Source organism: Bradyrhizobium sp. NC92 (assembly GCF_025200865.1).
Lineage (GTDB): Bacteria > Pseudomonadota > Alphaproteobacteria > Rhizobiales > Xanthobacteraceae > Bradyrhizobium.
This window is the reverse complement of sequence record NZ_CP104171.1, coordinates 7,000,252-7,017,959: the sequence shown is the minus strand read 5'-3', so window position 1 is coordinate 7,017,959 and position 17,708 is coordinate 7,000,252. Positions and strand designations below refer to the sequence as shown.

Below are 17,708 nucleotides of genomic sequence, written 5' to 3'. Positions count from 1 at the left end.
TTTGTGGCGTTCGAGCAACGACCACGTTCTAGCACTTTGATGCTGTTTGGAGCGGGCCGTTCCACCACATCAAGTGTTATCCATTCCTGAGTTTGCCCCGGTCGTTGGATTTGCCCATTTGGGCGGTGGTAGCGACGGGAGCTGGCGCGGAGCCCTCAGCATAGCGCAGCGCCAGATCCCGTCATCGGGTTGCAGGTGATGGCGACCTCGGACGGCGTCCTCCATCCGAGCCGTGAGTGTGGTCGTGTGTCGTTGTAATCCGCGCGCCAGCATCCGAGCGCGACGCGGGCCTGGGCCAGCGAGGTGAACAACGTCTCGTTCAGCAATTCATCCCGCAGCCGGCCGTTGATGGGGAAGACGGCCCCGCTCCCTCGGCGCCGCCTCGAACTTCACCTATGCGCAGGCGACGTGGATGCAGGGGCTTGCTGACTGGATCAGCGCCCACGTCGGCACGTTGGCGGCGATCGACGGCGTGCCGGCGCTCTTGGTGCCTGACAATACCAAGGTCGCGGTCATCAAGGCGAGCCTCTACGACCCGCAGATCAATCGCACCTATGCGGAGATGGCGGCGCATTACGGCACGGCCGTCTTGCCGGCGCGACCACGCAAGCCGCGCGACAAGGCGAGCGCTTCATACTGCACCTCATTCCTTTGATGGCGCGGTGATGGCGGTGAGTTGCGCCGGGCGCGCGCCGCGCCCACCGCAGCCCTTGCGGATCGTCATGCCAGGCGGGATCTCCCACAGGCCACGGTTCAGGCTGTCGGTATAGCATTTTGAGATGAGCCCCTGGCGACCCCACGTGTGTACGGCTGTCTCGGAGACGCAGAACTTGGTGGCGATCTCGCGCGTCGTGAGCATACCACGCCGACGCAGCCGCTCATATCGGCTCGCAAGTTTGTAGGCGCCGCGAATGAAGGCAACCTTCTTCAGATTGAACGCCTTTGCCTCCCATGTACGCCATCCGTGATTATTGAGAATCTCGGCGACTTCGCGATCGCAATGATGGTCAAGAAGACGATCAACCTCAGCGACGAGTTCAGGTTTGAACTTGCGGATCTGGGCGATGGGTAGCGGCCGGTCGAGCACCAAGGTACGCGTGGCGCCGCCGGACAGGCGCACATGGGCCGTGATGGTTTGCGACTTGATTAAGGTTACGTCGTCGATGAGCAGACGCACGATGCGCTTGCGCTCGCGGGAGTCAACTCGCGGATCTTGCCAGATCCGCGGAAGCTGCTCGGCGAGGTCAAGGATGCGTCGTTGGGCTTCTGCGCTGAGTGCCGCAGCCTGCTGTTTGCTTCGGCGCTTGTAGTCTTCGGCGGCATCGGCATGGCGGCGCAGCTTGTCGTTCCATTCGGCCTCGAGTGAATCGGCGACGAGTCGGTGGTCGGGATCGACCTTCATGTAGCGTCGACGCGCAAGCTCGGCTTCATAGCGCATCCGCTCGACATGCTGGCGACGCGCTGCATCGGTCTCTGCGGCGCGCGCCTCAAGCTCGCGCTGCATCTCGAGGGTGACGGCCAGCGTCATCGGCGTCATCAGCTCGATCATCAGGTCGGCGATCCCCGCATCGACGATCTTCCCGGGAACTGTTTGGCAGGTCCATCCCGCGCGGCGTACCGCGTTCGCCTGGCACAGATAGGTGGGGACGGTGCTGCCGTGCTCCTGGCTGTAGCGTACACCCATGCGTTCGCCACACAGGCCACAGACCACGCGACCTTGGAGAAGCGCCGGTCCCTCGCGCGGCGGTCCCGACCGCCGCTCGCCACCGAAGGCACGAGCGTTGTCGGCGAGCCGCCGCTGGTTGGCCTCGAAGCGTTCCCAGTCGATGTAGCCCTGGTGCATCCCCGGCATAACGAACTGCCAATCGGCCCTGGCAACCTTGACGACACTGGTGCCACCATCGGGCCGGTGCCGTATACGCGTTCGGCCATACGCAAAAGCGCCGGCGTAGCGCGGATTGTGGAGCACCTGCAGAACGCGCGCATGGTGCGGCGCCGCCCACAGGAGATCACCCTTGTTCGGTCCTGTCCGGAGTCGGCGCGGGAACAGCAAACCTTGCTCCCGGAAGAAGCGGACTGTTTGCATCGCACTTCCGGTCTGCTCGAAGGTATCGAACAGGAGACGGATCGCGTTCTGCACCTGGAGGTCGGGATCGAGGCCGATCGTCCGATCGTTCCGGTAAACCAGCCCGACCGGAGGGCACATCTCGAGCTCGCCGCGACGGGCCTTGTTGAGCTGACCACCACGCATGCGTGCTTTGAGGATGTGCAGCTCGGCCTCGCTCATCGTACCTTTGAGGCCGAGCAAGAGGCGATCGTTGAAGCTGGCTGGATCGTAGATACCGTCTTCGTCAAGGATGAGCGTCGCCGTCAATGCGCAAAGCTCGATGAGCCGGTGCCAGTCGGCCGAGTTGCGCGCAAGGCGCGAGACCTCTAGCCCCATGACAATACGCCTTGCCGAGCGCCACCTCGCTCACCAATTGCTGGAAGCCGTCGCGCGCTGTCGTACTTGAGCCGGACTTGCCGAGATCGCGATCGATGACGTGAACGCGCTCGACCGGCCAGCCGGCCACAACTGCTCGATCCCGCAACCCATATTGGCGCTCGGTGCTCTCGCCGTGCTCGGCGACCTGGCGAAGGGTCGATTGGCGGACATAGAGGTATGCGTCGCGCTTGAGATGGTCGGCAGTGACTTTGAGCTCAGGCATGGGAGGGCTCCATTGCGATGGCGACGAGGATGCCGGCGATGAGGCGCGTGACGTCGCTTGTTGCGGGCGACGGATTGTCTGGGGCCGAGTGCGCGAGCCGATGGTCGTGGCAGGCCGCCTCGGTATCGGCCTCCTGCCCGCGTGCTCGGATCCACGCTGCCAATCCCCGTCGACGAAGAATGGTGAGACCCGGGCAGGCCGTGAACTCGGCGCGCAATGCGGCGGCGCGTAGCTTCTCGTAGCTGTCCGCTGCGTCCGCAGGCGCAACGATCAAGCTGGGTTGAGTCGTTTTTTTTGCGCGCCAGCGCCCGCTCCAGGCTGCGTCGGTGCACCTTGATGCCGAACCGCGCCTCGATCGCATCGAGGCAGTGCGACGTCGTCAGTTCGGGTCTTGCAGCTTTGAGAGCGGCGACGAACGCAACGACCTCGGCGGAGACCTTGTGGCCGCCTTTGGGGCCTCGCCGGCTCGGCAACAGGCCGGCAAGCCCGGCGGTCTGTAGGGCGCTCTGCGCCTTGTAGAAGGTCGGGCGCGTCACGCCGAATGTCTCGGCGGCCTCGCTGATCGCAACGCCGTCCACCTGGTGACGTCGCACCATCTCGTAGCGCACCTGCACCAGGTCCTTCGCATCGCAGAATGGGTTGCTGACGAACGAGGGGTCGCGGACGGCTTCTGGATTTGGATTGAGGACGCCGTCTTGCGCCAGCGCCTCGCTCTTCGGATCCCGCTTCTTCGCCCTGGCCATGCTCGGCCTCAATCTGACGTAAATATAAATACGCCTCTATATGTTGAGTGTCAATGGACGTATCGACGCAATATGAAGATATTGCACGGATTATAAAGCAGAAGCACGCCACTCCGCGTCCGCGGCATGGCGTTATTATCTTTACATATGCGGCGTATTTATATTTACGCATCGCCGGCGCCCATGCTCTCCGCGAGCCGGTCCAGCGCGTCACAAAGTGCCAACAGGTCAATCACGCAAAAGGCTGCTCTACCCGCAGCGATCAGCCGGAACTCATCGGGTGGATCGATATCGGTCCAGGCGCTCGCGATCGTGCAAAGTCGACCGTTCTGGCCCTCATAGACCACCCGGTCTTCGCCCCAATGACGGCGCCGACAGATCAGCTGGAACTTGCGACCGCACAGCGGATGGAAGGGATGCGTGATCCGCACCGTTTGCTGGGTCGTACCCGCATGACCTGCAGTCGACAACTTTTGCCAAGGCCAAGGTCGAGCAGGCTGTCCTCATCGTCGAGCGCTGGCTGCTCGGCCGGCTGCGCCACCGTGTCTTCTACAGCCTCGCCGAGGTCAACGCGGCGATCGGCGAGTTGCTCACCAGGCTCAACGAGGAGCGACCGATCCGGCGGCTCGGCGTGACGCGCCGCCGGCTACTCGAGGAGGTCGACCGGCCGGCGCTCAAGCCGTTGCCGGCGAGCCCCTACGTGCGAGCCGAGTGGCGTATCCGCCGCGTCAGCCTCGACTACCACGTCGAGGTGGAGAAGCACTACTACAGCGTTCCACATCGCTTCGCGCGTGCCGAGGTCGAGGTGCGGTTCACCGCCGCACCGTCGAGATCTTCCACAAGGGCGAGCGGATTGCCGCGCATCAGCGCATGAGTGGCAATCACAAGCACACCACCGTGCCGGAGCATATGGCTTCCAGCCATCGCCGCTATGCCGGCTGGACCATCGTGCGCATCCGTCAGGACGCCGCCGCGATCGGCCCGGCGAACAGCGCATCGTGCGACCTCATTCTCGACGAGCGCTCGCACCCCGAGCAGGGGTTCCGCGCCTGTCTCGGCATCCTCAGGCTCGCCGCGTCCTACGGACGCGAGCGCCTGGACGCGGCAGCCGCGCGGGCGATCGACATCGGCGCGCGCACCTATGGCTCGGTCAGATCGATCCTCGCCAACAATCTCGATCGGCGTCCTGCTCCCCAGCGTTCCGCAGACGACCTGCCGATCCTGCACTCCAACATCCGCGGACCGCGCTACTACAATTAGGAGGTGATCCCTTGCTCACCCATCCGACCTTCGACCGGCTCAACGCGCTCGGCCTGCACGGCATGGCCAAAGCCTTTGTCGACATCGAGGCCACCGGCGAGGCCGCGAGCCTCGGTCACGCCGAATGGCTCGCGCTGCTGCTCGAACGCGAAGTCTCGCTGGGTCACGACAAGCGGCTCGCCCCCCGCCTGCGTCACGCCAAGCTGCGCCAGCAGGCTTGTGTCGAGGATGTCGACTACCGCACCCCGCGCGGTCTCGATCGCGCGCTCTTCGCCAGCATCGTCGAGGGCCGCTGGATCGAAGACCACGCCAACCTGCTGATCTGCGGTCCGGCCGGCGTCGGCAAGAGCTGGATTGCCTTCGGCGCTCGGCCACAAGGCCTGCCGCGACAATCGCTCTGTCCTTTACCGGCGCGTCCCGCGTCTGTTCGATGACCTGGCGCTCGCCCGCGGCGACGGCCGCCATCCGCGCCTGCTGCGCGCGCTCGGCCGCGTCGATCTGCTCATCCTCGACGACTGGGGCCTGGCCCCGCTCGATGCCGGCTCCCGCCACGACCTCTTGGAGATCCTGGAGGATCGCTACGGCCGCCGCTCCACCCTCGTCACCAGCCAACTCCCGGTCGACCAGTGGCACGCGCTCATCGGCGACCCCACCTACGCCGACGCCATCCTCGATCACCTCGTCCACAACGCCTATCGGCTCGATCTCTCTGGCGAAAGCTTGCGTCGAACCCGGCAATCCGCCTGAAAGGCCTGAGCCCCTGGCGCTGTGGACATGCCGCTTCGCTTGGACAACGCCAAGGCGTTGCTCACATGCCCACAGCAACCGCAGCAGAAGAAAAACAGATTCAAGCCCCGATTCCAGATTGACCACGCGGCTGGACCGATGCCAGAGAACCAACCGGCCAGAACGCCTCGCCCCCGGGCGACTTCAAATCGGTACACCCGGGCGACTTCGTCGGAATCCGCACCTAAATTCTGGAAACCGATCCTCGATTGGCGCCAACGTCACAGTTCATGTCTTTTTGGCGAAACGCCGATCATGGCCAGCATTGGTAGTTTTTTGAGACGCGCAGATTTGCATAATTGCGGGGGGGCGGCGCCGAAGGCAAAGCTTTCGCTTTCGATTGAATGGGACTCCCCAAAAGGGTGGAAAGAAGGGCCTTGGTTGCAAATGGATGACCTGGGTTCGCGAGCCTGGTCCTACGGCCCAGGAGAATTCCCCACTCCTTGGAAGGAGGAGTGTTTAGTGAAAGGGCGATATCCGGCTCACGTAGATTTGGACACAATATCGACAGCCGCGATTCTCGCAGTGCTGATGTTATGTTTGCGACATATGTCGCAAGCCCGTCGACAAGGGCTGCAATGGAATGGCGGCCTCGCGCGAATGTTGAGGCAATCGTCGAGGAAGTCATCCTACTTCCCCGTGTTTGCTGGCGCGACTGAGTGGCATCGCATTTGCTGATGGCTCTCCTGTTCTGTCGAGGCCAGGAGAAAATCATGGCGGATGTGCAAGAGGTTGTGCTGTCGGAACGGGAAAAACAGTGTTTGCGATGGATCGAGCAGGGAAAGTCATCATGGGCAATCGGAGTCATCCTGAACGTGAGCGAGAACACCGTCAACTTCCATGTCAAGAATGCGATGAGAAAGTTGGAAACGATGAGCAGGACGCAGTGCGTCGTCAAGGCGCGGCGTTTAGGTCTTATCTAAAGTAACGGCCGCTTTGGCGTTGCCGCTGTAGATCTAGCGAATGTAAGGGGTAACTGTCGGTTGCTCCGGCGGAATGCGAGGCGGATTACGCACTTCAGCTGTCGAGCTATGGACGGCGCTACAATTTTCATCGCCGATCGTCACGGCGCGCTGTGGACCACTAGGCGAGGTTAGATCCGGGGCATAACGCTCTTGAAAGCTCGACGGCCATTCGGCTGCCTAGGTTAACGTTGTGATCGGTCCGTCCTCCCTGCTGCGGACGCCAGCGGTCATATGCGTGTGCACAAATTTGAGGAGAGTTGATCGTGGCAGCTCCGCTACTGAAGTCGTCGTCGTCGGAAAGCCGGTCTAGACGGCTGGGACTTCCGCGAATCCATTTCCAAAAGCGTGCTGTTCGTGGAACTTGCGCCATATTCCAGCGTCTGCGCTGATCCAAGCGCGGGCGATTCTCACCAAGCGTGGCTGGCTTAAATGCAAAAGGTTGCGTACTTCCGATAATATAGCGGATAGATAAGCTCGAACATGTTTGCGGCGGACGCGCCGCTCCGGGCGTTTCTGAGTCTCTGTGCGCAGGAGATGGCCTTAGGCCCGCGACGCCTTCCAGCTCAAATGATCGATGCAGATGAAACCGACCGGGTCGTTGAATTGTGCGCTATGATTCCGTAATGAAACGCGTGCCAGATGGATAGTCGATGGTGCGTTCTTCTCCTGGCTTAGGCTGTCGCACGAAACGAGGTAGGACGGCTAAAGATGCTTACCTTGAAGGTTGCAGTGCGAAGAACATCGTTTGCGAGTGCCCCGCTCCGACGGGTCGGCGAATGCAGAAGGGCAGTCAATCCTTTGTGTTCTGCAGTTCATGGCCTGGGAATTTCGAACTCGATCTCACGCGCCACTTCGATGAAGTTCTCTGGAGCGCCTCCGTTCTTCAAGAGAGCGTATTTCAGAGCTTCAGCGCGGTCGATAAAAAGGCCGCCAAACGCGCCGCGTGTTTCGTGAGCAACCCAGTTGCCGGCCCAATTTCTGCCGACAAAACAATCGCTCCAATACGGGTTGTTTCACATGAGTGTGAGCTGTCATCTGAGCAAAGCGTCATGGTGATTCAGGTCCTCGATTTTCATTCAAGTGACTGCGATCCTGCCGTTCTCCGGCTCGCGATCGGAAAGCGAATGTCGATTTGTCGTGCTACTCACATCGCAAATTCGAAACCAGCATGCGACTCCAAAGTTTCGGCTATTGGCCGCCAATCGGCTCTGGCCTTGCCTGGGCGGCAAATATTCCTCAAGCTGGAGGAATCGCTCAAACGGCAACGGAGTTCTCCTATCAGTTCTGATTGCACAGGTTGGAGCTTATGCGAGTAGTCTGTGATCAGAATGGGAGCGATACGATCAAGTTCATGTGCTATCTACAAACCTCGTCCGTGAACACGCCGGGAAGTGTACGTCGCGCACACCTCGTGAGCATGAATCCGTTAGCAGAACACGGGCCAGATCCCGGCCGACTATGTGTTTCGTGATGCGCTCGGCTCGGCAATACGCAAGACGGGCTGCACCTCCTGTCTCGCTCAAAAAGGCCCGCGCTGATTAAAGGGAGCGGCCCCGCTTAACCAGGGCTCCAGCTTGACGTGCGCGCCGGGCTCGAGTGCCGGGCTGGGCCAATCCCTCGCCAACCGAAGTCGGCGCGCAAGTGATCACCGATGCCGCAAAATCATTGACTTGCTCCGCAGTCGGCGTCGGAGCGCCCGGAGTCGTTGCAGGAGAAGCGGACCCGCTGGAGTGCGTCGATTTCGCCGCGGCTTGGAGGGCGCGGCACCTATCTTAGGTAAAGTTCTTATCTTCTCGCGCAGCAGAGATCAAATCGACCGCGCTTGTTGATGGCGGGGAATGATTGTCGGAGGAAGCCGCGCGCGTAATTTTCGCTAGCTAGAGCAGGGGTTGATCAGATTTGGTCAGCTGCGCCAGTGAGCTGCTCACGCAAACTCTGGGTACTGCGGAGCTGTTGGAGATGTTCGCTTCACGCGGCGTCCGCCTGCGGATGCTGCGCCTGGAGCGCGGCTCGCCTTCTAATCAAGGATTATGCCAAGCCCGCTGATGAGGCTTTTGTTGCTGGAAACAGCTTGCTCGAGTTCATCAATTTTTTGCCACGAGCGCCGAACGCCCCCGCAATCGGAGAGGATTTGTGACAGAGGCAGCGACTGCCTTTCTGGGGCGCTGACTGGCAGCAGCAGCAGCCTCATGACCTTGTTTTCCGCAGATGGAAGATGATTGCCCCGGGTGCTCGTGGCCAGGATCGCCGGGTCGCGGTACCCCAGAAGCACTTCCAAGGCGGCGCTTATGTTCTTGTCACCTTGGGGTGATGGCATCGCATGGGCTAGGAGCGTGTTGTGACCGCGGGAATTGTCTGTCCCTCGCGACTGCAGAGAGTTCGCGGGGATTTCCAGCCTTCCGTCGTCGAGCTCCTTCTTCAATGAACCCCGTTCATTGGAGAAAAATTCCCGATCGGTAACTTTTCGGGCCGTTAAGCCTCACTTAAGGGGAAATATTCCCGTTCGGTAACTTTGATCCTCCTTCCATCGACTTGGCGGAATGTTCCCGATCGGTAACTTTAGGCGAGAGAGCTATGAACACACTTCCAAGGGCACTCCCCCCTAGGGCGGAAACGAGGCTCGTGGCGAGACCGGTGTCGCGCGCCAAGCGGCCGAGTTTGCTGCAGCATTCGGTCGCCTCATCCAGCAAGAACGCAAACGGCAGGGCCTCCGGCAGGACCAGCTGGCCATGGTGAGCGGGACAGGAAAGCGCTTCATCGTCGACCTTGAGGCCGGAAAAAGCACCCGTCAGCTCGGGCGCAGTCTGCACGTGGCAAACGTGCTCGGGCTGCGCATCGAGGATGTTCTCAAGAAGGCCCAAGCCCGCCGCGCGAACACTTCCGAGACACCGGACATTCCCGACAGCGACGAGGAGGAGCCACATGAACCGTCTTCCGGCCTACTTTGAGACGCGAGAGGTCGGCTGGATCACGGCCGCCCACGAAGCGTCAGCCTTCACCTATGCCGAATCCTGGCGAGGGCTGACTGGCGCCTTCCCTGTGTCGCTCACCATGCCGCTCTCGCGGGCGTCGCACGGACGCGCCTGATCAGTCAGATGCGGGCTTTCTGCCTCGAGTACGGCGTAGCTTTGCATCAGGGTGCTGGAATATTCAAGCTCGAGTTGCCGCACGCTTTGAAAGATGAAGGGAACGACTTATCACCAATGATGCGGCGTCTGGTCGGCGATCACTACAACGATCTCTGCCGCCTCGAAGAACGGATCCGCCAAGTGACAAGGGAGATCGAAGCAGTCGCTAACCGAGAGGACATCACACGCCGGCCGAGCTTACGACATGTTGATCCATTGTTTCGTCATTACTGTTCCCGAGCCTTGCAATCGAGCCAGAAGCGTCAGGTGAAAGCAGGATTCCTGCGTTCGTAGAGTGCTCCTGGCTTGTTCAAGAGACGACGTGGAAGCGCCGGCCGTTAGCGAACTGGCCGTGAGCAAGTCGCGCGCTGAATCTGACCTCCACCAAGATCGGGGCCCGGGTCCCCACGCCTTGCGCCGAGCAGATCCGGACGGCCACTCTTCCTCGCGATAAAGCCGGTAGATCCGGTTGATCCCAGACGGCGGTCTCCCGCCGCAGCAGGACGAACAGCCGGCGTTAGCCGAAATGCCTGCGCTCGTTGGCGAAATCTCGCAGCCGGCTCCCAGCTCTGCCTCAGGAGGGCGGCTGGAAAAATGGCGGATCATCTTCCGATTCGCGCTCACGATCGAGCAGGGCCGCCGTTCCGACAGGCTCTTGACGGCCTGCAGATGCGTGACGGCAGCGCGCTTAGCGGCGGGCCTACCATTTTTTGAAAGTAGCTCGCGAAGCGCGGCCGCATCGAGCATCTGCTCACCCCGAGCTTCTTCAGCTTCGCGTTAACCTCTTCCAAGGCCTTCAGTGTCGTTTGGCCTCGGAGACCTCCATACCGTCAAAATGGCCTTCCAATTGTAGATCGTAGCCTCGGAAATTCCAATGCTTGCGAGCATGGTCAGCTGTCTTCGCCTAGCCTCATGTCCAACCATCGCTATAATGGCAGAAGGGTAGCCGGCGTGGTCCAGCCTATGCCTACCACAGTAAGGCGTTGCGCGACTACGAGATGTTGATTGCCTACGAGCGATTTGTGTCGCAATGGAAAGCGCGGCAATTACGTGTCCGCTCTAGCCTATCGGACTTGGTGGCTGCCCAAGCAAACTCGCCAATGGTTAAGTCGCTTTTGAGAAAGAAGGCAGTTGAGCTGCGCCAAAATCCAGTACAAGCGGTCGCCCAAGTGCCGACCGCGCTACTCAGCCGTCCCCTCCAACCGCATGCAACGGAGTATCAAATGCCACAGCGGAGCTCGCTCTCTGAGGATGGTCGGCCGGCCGGACATTTCCGGAACACCAGTTACATGATCAATAAGAGCCGTCGCTATTTCGATGCAGCCCACGAGGCTGGTCTAATGGGCATCCATGGACGTTCGACGACGGGGCGTGCTTTCGCTCTGGGCTCGGGTTCACTTGAGGAGCGACCGGAAATAATTGATTTCGTGCGATGTTCATATCTGGGCTTGGACAATCATCCCGTCATTGTCGCTGCCGCGATCGACGCGATCGAGGCGCATCGGTCGTTGCATTGGTCCTGCGCACGAACGCGGCTCAATTTCGATCTTCTGGCAGAACTTGAAACAATCCTGTCGGAGATGTTCTCCGCACGCGTGATCGCCTTTTCCACTGTCATGCTCGCGAATCTAGGTGCGATGCCACTCCTTGCATCGGGCGAATTGACCGGTGGAAGAAAGCCGCTTGTGGTGTTCGACCGCCTTGCGCACTTATCGCTGGCCTATCACAAGCCTGTGGTTGCTGATGAAACGGGCGTGGAAACAATTGCGCACAACGACCTTGACGCTCTGGAACGCTTGTGCCGCAGCCATTCAGCCGTTGTCTATGTATGCGATGGTGTTTACTCCATGGGAGGGGATGCGCCGCTCAAGGAGCTGCGCCAACTCCAGGAACGGTACGGGCTCTTTCTTTATATCGACGATGCGCACGGCATATCGATCGTCGGACGCCAGGGGGAAGGATTTGCTCGATCTCAGTTTCCGGAAGTCCTGGGGGACCGCACGATCATAGTAGCCTCACTGGCCAAGGGTTTTGGGGCATCGGGCGGCATGGTGATGCTCGGAACGGCTGATCAAGAAGCTCTCTTTCGAAGGTACTGCATTCCCTATGCGTTTTCCGTACCCCCCAACTTGGCCGCGGTTGGCGCGGCGCTCGGATCCTGCAAAATCCACCATTCGGCAGAACTTGGCGATCGTCAGCGGCGGTTAGCCCAGCGTATCAAGGAATTCGATCGTCATGTTGAAACCGGCCAGCAAGGAGAGCTATTCCCCATCAGGATGATTGCAATAGGATCGGAAACCAAGGCCATTGCAATCGCCAAGTTACTCCTTGATTCCGGCTTCTACACTTCGGTGACATTCTTTCCGACGGTCCCGCAGGGAAAGGCAGGGATCAGAGTGTGCATTACGGCCGATCACGAAGACAAAGATATAGCGCGATTGTGCGACTGCATCTTGGAAGCTGTGGCTCAAACGACGGAAAGCCATACCCTTGAGGTGATGCAATAATTCAGACGACGAATTCATCGAGCTACCCGATACGGTTGCTGTCACCTTATATCAAGAAGGATGATAAAGGCTTGTCAAATCTCAATCCATTATTCGACGTCCTAGACATCTGCGGATTGTTCGGGCCATTGTTCTCAACAGGGCGTTACTCGCTCGTAACGCCGGTTGCGATTGTCTAAACATGCCGAAGCCAGGAGAACTCGGCGAGCAAAGCGACGGGCGCGTTGCGCTTGTGACTGGAGGAGCGCGCGGGATTGGACTGGAGATCGTACGCCGGTTCTTGGTCGATGGCTATCGCGTCGCCTTTGTTGCGACAAAAGCAGATCATGTGGAGCGGGCGCTCAATCTTCTCGGCTGCGCGGAAGAGCGGCTCTATGCCGAGAGCATTGACGTAACTCGACACGATGATGTGCATGGATTTGTTGGCCGCATCCAAGAGCGTTGGGGCGAAATAACGAGTTTGGTAAACAATGCTGGCATCTCCCCCAAGCGCGTGGACCAAAATGCACCTTGGCTTTCGCAGACGTCCCTCGATGAATGGCGCGGGTATCGACGTCAATCTCAGCGACCCCTTCATTCTCCTACGGCTCCTGGCGCCCGCAATGATTGCGAAAGGCTATGGCCGCATCATCAATGTCGGGTCACTTGCGGGGCGCGCCATGCCCATGATCGCTGGGCCACATTATGCCGCTTCGAAGGCGGGACTGGTCGGATTAACCCGCGCTGCTGCGCGGGATCTCGCGCCATATGGTACCACGGTCAACTGTATCGCTCCTGGACGGATTCTCAGCGATCTGACCGGACCACCCGAGGCCGCGGTGAACCGCGCGGCTCTCAGCAGGATTCCGGTCGGCCGTTTTGGAACTGCTGAGGAGGTGGCGCATGTCGTAAGCTTTTTGGCCTCGCCCATGGCGGGCTTTATCACCGGCGCAACCATCGATATGACAGGCGGCGAGTTCGCCGCGTAAGCCGATGCATATCGCATTTGATCGTTGATAGTAAAATGCTGGGTTTGCCCGCCTTCACCGTGTCCTCAACTGTCTTGCGGCGCAAACGGCATTTAGTTGCGCGGGGTGCATGGAGAAGATTGATCGACGGGAGCGGATAAGTCGATCGGAGGCGGGGTCCTCTCGTGTCGGCTTTCATGCGTCTTTATCGCAATGGTTAGCAACCAAGTCATCGCTTCCGAAAGATGCCAGGGTTGCATCAGGGGTTGTATGCACCAGATCGCAGTCGGGCCCCTTCGACGATGGCCTGGTAAACCGCGCCACGCTCGCCGCGTCTGCAAGCTAGCTTCGCGAGCAAGTGACATTGCGCAGTATCAGCTCGAGGGAAAATGGAGCCCCAGATGGAAGTATTTTCGCATCTGCGCGTCGTCGAGATCGGTAGCTCGGCGGCAACCAGCTATTGCGCGCGGTTGTTTGCCGACTTCGGACCGATGTTCAGAAGATCGAGCCGCCAGGTGGAGATCCACTCCGCGCTAGCGCGCCACTCACGCCTTCTGGCCAGAGCCCGTGGTTTGCATTCCTGAACTTCAACAAGTCGAGCCTTATTATCGATGTCACTGACCCAGACGCGGTTGCGCAGCTGACGGAGCTGATCGAAGATTGCAATATTCTGATTGATGGCCGCGATATTGATCCCGCAGAGTGCCCTTCCATTGATATCGCCGCGATCCGGCAGAAGCGCCCCGGGTTGATTCACCTTGAAGCAAGCTGGTTTGGCCGCGAGGGGCCCTATGCAGGATTCGCCGCAACCGATTCGACGATACGCGCGCTCGCCGTCCTCATCAAGCTGGCTGGACCGTCCGAGGGGCCGCGATTGCACGCACCGGATTTCCAGACTGGTATCTTAGCTGGTCTGTGGGGCTTCATCGCGGCGGCTGCTTCGACGGTTCTGGGAATAAGGCGCAGTGGAAGACGATGGTCGTGGTCGCTCAGCGTTTTCGAATCGAGCCTCGCCCTCAGCGAGTACCAGATGTTCGAGGCGTATGAGCACGGGGATGTGATGCGGCGAACTGGCATCAACCGCTTCTGGCCGAACTTTCCGATCGGCATCTACAAAACAAAAGGAACTGGCTCGGCGTTACGACAATCACTCCGGCGCAATGGCGCGGGTTCTGCGATATGCTGGGGCTCTCCAAACTGCGTGACGATCGGTCCCTCTTCATGCGGGCCGATCGTCTGCAACACATGCAGCGGATTGAACGGCAGTTCATTCCGAGGCTGAAAACGCGCACCGCGCGCGAGTGGTTTGCGGAAGGACTGAAACGCAAGATCCCGATCGTACCGGTGCCCGAAATGCCCGATCTGTTGCAGGACGCGGAGAAGAGAGAGCGCGGCGCAATCGTGCCTGTCCTGCTTGGCGAAGACGAGGGCCAGACGGCCGGCTCGATGCAGGGGCTGACACTGACACCGCCGCGCCGGGGCGGCAAAGTTCCGGCCCCAGGGAAGCAGCAGAGCGTAGCGCATATGGGAAGGCGGCTCACCGGCACCATGTCGTCATCGTCCGACCTCATCGACGCATGCGGGCCACCATTGGAGGGAATTCGCGTCGTCGACTTCTCGATGGGCTGGGCGGGGCCCTTATGTACGCGCACACTGGCTGACCTTGGTGCGGACGTCATCAAGATAGAGGCCATCCAGTATCCGGACTGGTGGCGTGGCGTTGACCGACGGCCTGCTTATATCGAGGACCGGATGTATGAAAAGAGGGCGCGCTTCTGCATGGCAAACCGGAACAAGCGCGGCATCACCCTTGACCTGACGCGACAGCAGGGCCTCACTCTTGCAAAGCGGCTTGCTACGGGAGCTGATATTGTCGTCGACAACTATTCGGTCGATGAGCTGCCCAAACTCCGGCTGGGGTACGACGTGCTTAGAACGCTCAATCCGCGACTTGTCATGATGTCGATGTCAGCCTTTGGCACGAACAGCACCAGCCGCGCTTGCCGGGCCTATGGTTCGACTCTCGAGCAGGGCTCAGGGTTGCCGAGTCTGATCAGCAAGGCCGGCGGGCCTCCCGTGATGAGTCACATTGCCTTTGGAAATGCCGTAGGTGGCTTGAACGGCTGCGCTGCAGTTCTGGTTGCGCTGATCCACGCTCGTAACACCGGGCGAGGGCAGTTCATTGATCTTGCGCAGATCGAATGCATGCTGCCGTTTGCAGCTCCATGGATCACGCTCCATTCGATCGACAGTGCGCCACCGGTAAAACAGGGCAATCGACATCCGCAATTCGTGCCGCATGGCTGCTTCCGGTGTGCCGGTGAGGACAATTGGGTCATAGTAGCCGCGACCGATCACGAGATGTGGCAGAGGCTTGCCAGGCTCATTGGGCGGCCAGACTGGGCCAAAGACGTTTCGCTGAAAACCGCTGAAGCTCGCCGTGATAGCGAGGATTTGATCGAACAAGCGATCGCAGCCTGGACGATCACCCGCGATGCGGACCAGGCGATGTCCGAGTTGCAGGCCGCAAGGATAGCGGCCTGCGTCGCCCGCCTGCCAATTGATCTGCTCGGTGATAGGCATCTCAAATCGCGCGGCTATCTGCAAGACGCCGAACGCGCTTTCATTGGCCGGCATCCGCAGCCGTCCATACCCATTGGGGAAGGGTGAAAGGCCCAATGCAAGCCGCACAGCGGCACCAACACTTGGACAACATCACAGAGAGATTCTATCAGAACTTCTTGGGCTTTCGGACACAGAGATCGCGCACTTGGGGAGAGACGGTATCATCGGCACGGTGATGCTTTCCGAAGACGAGCTCACAAGAACAAAGAAGGTCTCGCCAATCTCATAGGTTAACACGACCACCCAGGTTGCCGAACGCTCCTCTTTCAGTCCGGCCAACCCGCTTTGAGAGTCTTAGTGGCAGCGTTCACTGTTCCGCCGCAGGGGTAAAGGCGCAACAAGGCTCGATTGCATGGAGCGATGGGCGCGAACAAGACTGATCATCGGCTATCCTTGCACCAATATGGCCGTGATCGCTTGACGGCACCAACCGCGGTGCGCACTTCAGCAATCCGAGCCGTGCCCTGAGCTGTGTGCGGTGCAGCGACACAAAGCGTCAGCGCCTGTAGCCGTCGTCCAAAGCCGTGCGGGGACTTCCGATGCAGACTGCTTCTGATCCTCGAAGCGAATATGCCTGCTTGTACGTGTTCCGGATAGGCCGGGCACAAGCCTCTTCCGAATGCCGACAAGGCTAGACGGATATGTTCTTCGTCCCGCCCAGTAGCGCAGCTCAGGCTCGCGATCCATATACTTCCCCGCAAATCAATTTGGACCCCCTAAGAAGCCATCGGCGTGATGAGTAGATCCTGCTCGGGGGTAAACTTTTGCGGCGCGAAGAGAAAAGATACTGTCGCGTGTCCTAATTGTCCGCCCGGGTGCAACGAGTAGGGCGGATCTTTTGTTTGGCGCCATCTTCAAACCGATGCTAACGAGACGTTTCCCACTAAAGGCCCGATTATAACCAGAGTAGGTAGTATCGCGATCTTACATGAATGAATACGGTCAGCTAGCCACTCGCCGTCCGCTGTGATGCAGCTAATCGGAAGGTATCAGCAGAATCGCCATACGCGGCCGTTAGTTATGCCATCTCCCACACCAATCGGTCTTTGCGGCGCATGGGCCAGACGCCTGCAAGCAAGCTCGTTACTGTAAGCCCGCGAGGATACAAGCGAGTACCGAACAAATATCAAGAAGAAATTGCCGAAGGCGGCGGCGGGCCGGCACGAAAGGCTGCTAATCTAGGGTGTGGACTCAATTGATCGAAGCCAAATTCGCACCGAAGCGAGTTGAACGAAAGCGAAGAACGTCGCGCCGAGCTTGTCGTAACGGGTGGCGATGCGTCGAAACTGCTTTAGCTTATTGAAGAAGCGCTCAACGTGGTTGCGCTCGCGGTAGATGGCCTTCTTCCACCGGAACCTCTTCTTCCGGTTGGATTTGTTCGGAATGTTGGGGGTCGCGCCTTGATCACGGATGTGGGCACGAACACGATCGACATCGTAACCTTTGTCGGCGATGACAATGGCGCGCGCATCGAGTCCGTCGAACAGGGCTTCGGCGCACGTCACGTCGTGGGCCTCGCCGGGGGTGATCATGAGGCGGACCGGGCGGCCTTTCGCGTCGACGCGCGCGTGGATTTTGGTGGTGAGGCCGCCTCGGCTTCGGCCCACACAACGATCTCCACTCTTTTTTTCACCCCGGATGCATGCTGATGGACCCGCACGATCGAACTGTCGATCATCTGCACCTTGCCATCATGTGCCTTGACGACCGCATCCATCAGCCGGTCCCGGATGCCGGCTTTGCGCCAGCGGTTGAAGCGATTGTAAGCGGTCGTATAAGGCCCGTATCGCGCCGGCAGATCGCGCCACGGCGCTCCTGCGCGCAGCACCCAAAAGATGCCCTTGAGAACGCGGCGGTTGTTGCCTGGCTTGCGACCTCCACGGTCCTTCGGGAGAAGGGGTTCGATAACACTCCACTCGAAATCCGTCAGGTCGTATCGCATGATCCCAGCCCCGATGTTCGGTAGCTTGAATCATGGTCCGCTCTGATCCGCTACTCGAATTTGAGTACACAACCTAGTTCAAGTGATGTTCCGGCCA

General features: G+C 59.8%; 12 protein-coding genes and 7 pseudogenes. 12 read left to right on the top strand and 7 right to left on the bottom strand.

Going from position 1 to position 17,708, the window contains the following annotated elements; all coding sequences use genetic code 11:
- Window positions 1–76: 76 nt before the first annotated feature.
- Window positions 77–347 (bottom strand): annotated as a pseudogene (locus N2602_RS32775) (transposase); the annotation flags it as partial.
- Window positions 348–379: 32 nt separating this feature from the next.
- Between N2602_RS32775 and N2602_RS32770 the strand changes: the two are divergent.
- A pseudogene (locus N2602_RS32770) lies at window positions 380–625 on the top strand (IS21 family transposase); the annotation flags it as partial.
- 18 nt (window positions 626–643) lie between these two features.
- On the opposite strand, the gene N2602_RS32765 reads toward N2602_RS32770, so the two are convergent.
- From N2602_RS32765 to N2602_RS32750, 3 genes are all read right to left on the bottom strand, one after another.
- Window positions 644–2,443 carry a recombinase family protein gene (locus N2602_RS32765; RefSeq protein ID WP_260380701.1) on the bottom strand — a complete coding sequence of 600 codons (1,800 nt, stop codon included), beginning with the start codon at window positions 2,441–2,443 and terminating at the stop codon, window positions 644–646.
- Window positions 2,444–2,473: 30 nt separating this feature from the next.
- Window positions 2,474–3,451, bottom strand: a complete 978-nt coding sequence (locus N2602_RS39045) for a helix-turn-helix domain-containing protein (RefSeq protein ID WP_409241856.1) — start codon at window positions 3,449–3,451, stop codon at window positions 2,474–2,476.
- Window positions 3,452–3,615: 164 nt separating this feature from the next.
- On the bottom strand, window positions 3,616–3,882 hold the full coding sequence (locus tag N2602_RS32750; protein ID WP_260380699.1) for a Y4bD/Y4pK family protein: 267 nt from the start codon (window positions 3,880–3,882) through the stop codon (window positions 3,616–3,618).
- Between the two features lie 47 nt (window positions 3,883–3,929).
- On the opposite strand from N2602_RS32750, the pseudogene N2602_RS32745 reads away from it, so the two are divergent.
- The 4 genes and pseudogenes from N2602_RS32745 to N2602_RS32730 form a co-directional block, all read left to right on the top strand.
- Window positions 3,930–4,711: pseudogene (locus N2602_RS32745) on the top strand (Mu transposase domain-containing protein); the annotation flags it as partial.
- Between the two features lie 11 nt (window positions 4,712–4,722).
- Window positions 4,723–5,458, top strand: a pseudogene (istB, locus tag N2602_RS32740) (IS21-like element helper ATPase IstB).
- 752 nt (window positions 5,459–6,210) lie between these two features.
- Window positions 6,211–6,420 (top strand): response regulator transcription factor, encoded by a 210-nt coding sequence (locus N2602_RS32735; RefSeq protein WP_260380698.1) that lies wholly within the window; start codon window positions 6,211–6,213, stop codon window positions 6,418–6,420.
- A gap of 818 nt (window positions 6,421–7,238) precedes the next feature.
- A complete protein-coding gene (locus N2602_RS32730; RefSeq protein WP_260380697.1) occupies window positions 7,239–7,778 on the top strand; it encodes a hypothetical protein in 540 nt (179 codons plus the stop codon).
- Between the two features lie 701 nt (window positions 7,779–8,479).
- Here the strand turns inward: N2602_RS32730 and N2602_RS32725 are convergent.
- Window positions 8,480–8,884: a hypothetical protein gene (locus tag N2602_RS32725; protein WP_260380696.1), complete on the bottom strand. Its 405-nt coding sequence runs from the start codon at window positions 8,882–8,884 to the stop codon at window positions 8,480–8,482.
- Window positions 8,885–9,191: 307 nt separating this feature from the next.
- On the opposite strand from N2602_RS32725, the gene N2602_RS32720 reads away from it, so the two are divergent.
- The gene (locus tag N2602_RS32720; protein WP_409241855.1) at window positions 9,192–9,410 is read left to right on the top strand and encodes a hypothetical protein; all 219 of its coding nucleotides are present in this window, start codon (window positions 9,192–9,194) and stop codon (window positions 9,408–9,410) included.
- Window positions 9,385–9,549 (top strand): HipA N-terminal domain-containing protein, encoded by a 165-nt coding sequence (locus tag N2602_RS32715; RefSeq protein WP_260380695.1) that lies wholly within the window; start codon window positions 9,385–9,387, stop codon window positions 9,547–9,549. Before N2602_RS32720 ends, N2602_RS32715 begins: the two co-directional genes overlap by 26 nt.
- 354 nt (window positions 9,550–9,903) lie before the next feature.
- On the opposite strand, the pseudogene N2602_RS32710 reads toward N2602_RS32715, so the two are convergent.
- Window positions 9,904–10,494, bottom strand: a pseudogene (locus N2602_RS32710) (transposase); the annotation flags it as partial.
- A gap of 319 nt (window positions 10,495–10,813) precedes the next feature.
- On the opposite strand from N2602_RS32710, the gene N2602_RS32705 reads away from it, so the two are divergent.
- The 5 genes and pseudogenes from N2602_RS32705 to N2602_RS32685 all read left to right on the top strand — a co-directional run bounded on the left by N2602_RS32705 (window position 10,814) and on the right by N2602_RS32685 (window position 15,714).
- Window positions 10,814–12,097 (top strand): aminotransferase class I/II-fold pyridoxal phosphate-dependent enzyme, encoded by a 1,284-nt coding sequence (locus tag N2602_RS32705; RefSeq protein ID WP_260383764.1) that lies wholly within the window; start codon window positions 10,814–10,816, stop codon window positions 12,095–12,097.
- Between the two features lie 181 nt (window positions 12,098–12,278).
- A pseudogene (locus N2602_RS32700) lies at window positions 12,279–12,578 on the top strand (SDR family NAD(P)-dependent oxidoreductase); the annotation flags it as partial.
- Between the two features lie 121 nt (window positions 12,579–12,699).
- Window positions 12,700–13,065, top strand: coding sequence for an SDR family oxidoreductase (locus tag N2602_RS32695; RefSeq protein ID WP_253075617.1), 366 nt, complete (start codon window positions 12,700–12,702; stop codon window positions 13,063–13,065).
- 439 nt (window positions 13,066–13,504) lie between these two features.
- Window positions 13,505–14,490: pseudogene (locus N2602_RS32690) on the top strand (CoA transferase); the annotation flags it as partial.
- Window positions 14,491–15,714: a CoA transferase gene (locus tag N2602_RS32685; RefSeq protein WP_311739363.1), complete on the top strand. Its 1,224-nt coding sequence runs from the start codon at window positions 14,491–14,493 to the stop codon at window positions 15,712–15,714.
- Between the two features lie 1,133 nt (window positions 15,715–16,847).
- Here the strand turns inward: N2602_RS32685 and N2602_RS32680 are convergent.
- Window positions 16,848–17,611, bottom strand: a protein-coding gene (locus N2602_RS32680; RefSeq protein ID WP_260380694.1) for an IS5 family transposase whose coding sequence is annotated in 2 segments (ribosomal slippage) — window positions 16,848–17,297 and window positions 17,300–17,611 — 762 coding nt in all. Because the reading frame shifts where the segments join, the coding sequence is not laid out codon by codon here.
- Between the last annotated feature and the right edge of the window lie 97 nt (window positions 17,612–17,708).